General features: G+C 68.6%; 2 protein-coding genes. Both read left to right on the top strand.

Annotated elements, in window-relative coordinates; genetic code table 11:
• The first annotated feature begins 134 nt into the window (after positions 1–134).
• Positions 135–692 (top strand): hypoxanthine phosphoribosyltransferase, encoded by a 558-nt coding sequence (gene hpt, locus G6023_RS15645; RefSeq protein WP_067711558.1) that lies wholly within the window; start codon positions 135–137, stop codon positions 690–692.
• A 70-nt stretch (positions 693–762) separates the two neighbouring features.
• Positions 763–2,023: AMP-binding protein (locus G6023_RS15640; RefSeq protein WP_182636400.1), on the top strand; the 1,261-nt coding region annotated here is incomplete at its 3' end.

Here is a 2,023-nt window from a genome sequence, read left to right as displayed (position 1 = left end):
AGGGCGGGGTGGCGGTCGGTGGCACCGGGCCCGCGGGCGCGGGTGGGGCGGGGCCCTCGGCCAGGTTGGTCGCCCGGCGCCGACGTGGAAAGGTGGTCCTGGAGAACGACCGGGCGAGCGGAGCGGGGACGTAGATGACCACGGACAAGTACGCGGACGAGATCGAATCGGTCCTGCTCGACGAGGAGTCGATCCGCGAGCGGATCGCCGAGATGGCCGCCACCGTCGGCGAGCGCTACGCGGACGTCGAGAAGGAGGTCGTGCTGGTCGCCGTCCTCAAGGGCGCCGCGATCTTCGTCTCCGACTTCGCCCGGGCCCTGCCCATCCCGTCCGAGATGGAGTTCATGGCCGTCAGCTCGTACGGCTCCTCCACCAGTTCCTCCGGTGTGGTGCGGATCCTCAAGGACCTCGACCGCGACATCGCCGACCGTGACGTGATCATCGTCGAGGACATCATCGACTCCGGGCTGACCCTGTCCTGGCTCATGCGCAACCTGCGCACCCGCAACCCGCGGTCGCTGGAGATCGTCACCCTGCTGCGCAAGCCCGACGCGGTGAAGGCGGACCTGGACATCCTCGAGATCGGGTTCGACATCCCCAACGAGTTCGTCGTGGGCTACGGCCTCGACTTCGCCGAGCGCTACCGCGATCTGCCGTACATCGGCAGGCTGCACCCGCGCATGTACTCCTGACGCACGGACTGCTGGACACGTGTCTGTCTAATTCGTGATCCATATCACATTCGGCGGTTAGCCTGGCAGCATGTTTCCAGGAACCTTCGCCGCCACCACTCCCGACAAGCCCGCGGCCATCCGCCCGGCGACGGGGGAGCAGATCACGTACGCCGAGCTCGAGGCGCGATCCGCGCAGCTCGCGCATCTCCTGACCGACGACTGGGGGCTGCGTCCCGGTGACACGATCGCCGTGGTCTCGGACAACACCCTGGAGATGCTGGAGATCTACTGGGGGGCGCTGCGCTGCGGCCTGTACATCGCGGCCATCAACCACCACCTCACTGCGGACGAGTCGTCGTACATCATCGGCGACTGCGGGGCCCGGGCGCTGTTCGTCTCCGCCCCGGTCGCCGACCACGTCGACGTCTCCCCGAAGGCGCATCCGGGCGTGGAGCACCGCGTGGTGTTCGGCGGCGCGCTGGAGGGGTTCGAGGACTACCGGACGCTGCTCGAGGGCAGGTCGACCGAGCCGCCCGCCGACCAGCCCCGCGGCCACGACTTCCTCTACTCCTCCGGCACGACCGGCCGGCCGAAGGGCGTGCGCGTCGACCCGCCCGAGGGGCAGATCGACGAGGTGCCGGACAGCTACACGCCGGTGTTCAGCTTCCTGTACGCCTTCGACGCCGACAGCGTCTACCTGTGCCCGGCACCGCTGTACCACGCGGCCCCGCTGCGGTTCTGCGGCGTGGTCAACTCCGTCGGCGGGACCGTGATCCTCATGGACCGCTTCGACGCGGAGGAGGCGCTGCGGCTCATCCAGGAGTACCGGGTGACGCACTCGCAGTGGGTGCCGACGATGTTCGTGCGCATGCTCAAGCTGCCGGAGGAGACGCGGGCGCGCTACGACGTGTCCAGCATGACCCACGCGATCCACGCCGCCGCGCCGTGCCCGCCCGAGGTCAAGCGGCGGATGATCGAGTGGTGGGGCCCGGTGGTCCACGAGTACTACTCGGCCACCGAGGGCATGGGCATCACGTTCATCAACTCGCAGGAGGCGCTCGAACGCCCCGGATCGGTGGGCCGCGACGGGCTCAAGGGCATCGCGCACATCTGCGACGAGGAGGGCAACGAGGTGCCCACCGGCGAGATCGGCACCATCTACTGGCAGCAGGACGAGGGCACCTTCTCGTACCACGGCGACCCGGAGAAGACGGCGTCCGTCTTCCACCCCGAGCACCCCAACTGGTCCACCTTCGGCGACGTGGGCTACCTCGACGAGGACCGCTTCCTCTACCTCACCGACCGCAAGGCGTTCACCATCATCTCGGGCGGGGTCAACATCTACCCGC

Source organism: Dietzia sp. DQ11-71 (assembly GCF_014144995.1).
In the GTDB taxonomy this organism is placed as follows: Bacteria; Actinomycetota; Actinomycetes; order Mycobacteriales; family Mycobacteriaceae; genus Dietzia; species Dietzia kunjamensis.
Note: the sequence above shows the minus strand (reverse complement) of the source record. Positions and strands in the feature narration are given on the sequence as shown.